Origin of the sequence: Coprococcus intestinihominis, from assembly GCF_040096555.1 — a bacterium.
GTDB lineage: Bacteria > Bacillota > Clostridia > Lachnospirales > Lachnospiraceae > Coprococcus_A > Coprococcus_A intestinihominis.
Window position 1 is genome coordinate 1 of sequence record NZ_JBBMEK010000414.1, and the last position, 1,653, is coordinate 1,653.

Sequence of the window (1,653 nt, forward strand, 5' to 3'; positions counted from 1 at the left end):
ATGTCTGTCACCAGCCATCGCTTATTCCTCCTCTTCCTCATGTTTCTTATCTAGCAAACCTGCTAATTTACTCTGTGTAGACGGATACAGATGTGAATAAGTGTTCAACGTGGTTTCCACCTTTTCATGTCCAAGGCGTTCTGCAATCTCCAATGGAGCCACCCCCATATCAACCAGCATACTGGCATGTGTATCATGTTCTAAAGGATAATTCTAGGACACACAACAATTTACCAATACAACCGGCTTATCTGTAATAAAAACGAAAGGACGAAAAGCTATGAAACTTATATATGCTACATATAACCAGTACTGCAATAGTATAGATATAACCACTTTTGATAATATGCTTCTTCGCATAGATTGTAGTAAGGCGGAGGAAGGATTGAAGATCACACCAAATTCACAGTGCGCATTAAATGCTCTTGCGATTGATGAACCTATGGAGTATGCACGCTTAGTGTTGGATGGAGAAATGCAAGCTTGGATTGATGCAGAAGATAGTTTAGAAGTGTGGTAATTTTTCGGGCGGATTGCTATAGATTAGCAGTCCGCCTTTTTCAAAATCTTTACAAAAATATAAGTGGAATGTAAGAGATGTGCGTGGTACAATAGGAAGTGAAATTTGAAGTTAGTGGGGGAATTACAATGGGCAGAGGTTTAGTCAGACGAGTTCTGCTGGTTGCAGCATCAATACTTAATTGGATATTTTCAATAGGATATATAAGAGAAATATATAATGTAATGTTGGGCAAAAATTTAATCAAATATGTGGACAACATAAATATTGACGGTTCTGATTTTACACCATTAGCTAACCTTACAGTTGCGGGAGTAAACGGATTGACGATTTTTCTTGTGATAGGCTCAGCTGTATTGTTTGCGACGATATTTATTCTGATTTTCGCAATATTGCTTAGGGTAACAACAATCAGAAAGCAAGACATAGTTACGGAATCTGAGATAATATTTACCAAATGGTTAATTATTGTTTCTTCTGTTCTTGCCTTTATAGTCGGCATTTTGTCTGCGAACATAAAACTGATTGGGTGTGTCATAGGCTTGTCGTGGCAGCAACCGCTTTTCATGATGTTGATATACTATCTGCCCTTGAAGAATCGATTTAAGAAAGGAACGGAAATTGCTCATACGGAACTGTAAATTAACTTGCAGTCTTGTGGAGAGATTGAAAGTAACAGAAGATTTGAATTTGACGGAGGTATAGTAGATGAAAATAAAAAACCCTATGTTGGTAGTAACGGATATTAATAAGTCATTGGAATTTTATATAAAAGTTTTGGGGCTTCATGTAATTATGGATTTTGGTGCAAATAAGACTTTGACAGGTGGTTTGGCACTGCAAACACTTGAAACTTGGAATGAATTTATTGGTACAGACAACGTTTCATTCGGTAGTAATAGTTCTGAAGTATATTTTGAAGAGGATAACTTTGACAAATTTGCTGATAGACTGAAAAAGTATGATGTGGAATACGTCCATCCTATCAAGGAACATTCATGGGGACAGCGAGTGGTTAGAATTTATGACCCTGATAAACATATTATTGAGGTTGGCGAGAACATAAAAGTAGTTTGTAAACGTTTCTTGGATAGTGGCATGACACCAGAGCAAGTGGCAGAAAGAATGGATGT

3 protein-coding genes and 1 pseudogene are annotated in these 1,653 nt (G+C 37.1%); 3 read left to right on the forward strand and 1 reads right to left on the reverse strand.

The window, feature by feature from the left end; genetic code table 11:
- Nucleotides 1-21: 21 nt before the first annotated feature.
- A pseudogene (locus WMO25_RS17780) lies at nucleotides 22-192 on the reverse strand (site-specific integrase); the annotation flags it as partial.
- A gap of 88 nt (nucleotides 193-280) precedes the next feature.
- Between WMO25_RS17780 and WMO25_RS17785 the strand changes: the two are divergent.
- The 3 genes from WMO25_RS17785 to WMO25_RS17795 form a co-directional block, all read left to right on the forward strand.
- Nucleotides 281-520 (forward strand): DUF6061 family protein, encoded by a 240-nt coding sequence (locus WMO25_RS17785; protein WP_119202560.1) that lies wholly within the window; start codon nucleotides 281-283, stop codon nucleotides 518-520.
- Nucleotides 521-648: 128 nt separating this feature from the next.
- Nucleotides 649-1,161 carry a hypothetical protein gene (locus WMO25_RS17790; RefSeq protein WP_346793724.1) on the forward strand — a complete coding sequence of 171 codons (513 nt, stop codon included), beginning with the start codon at nucleotides 649-651 and terminating at the stop codon, nucleotides 1,159-1,161.
- Nucleotides 1,162-1,228: 67 nt separating this feature from the next.
- Nucleotides 1,229-1,653: VOC family protein (locus WMO25_RS17795; RefSeq protein ID WP_349086540.1), on the forward strand; the 425-nt coding region annotated here is incomplete at its 3' end.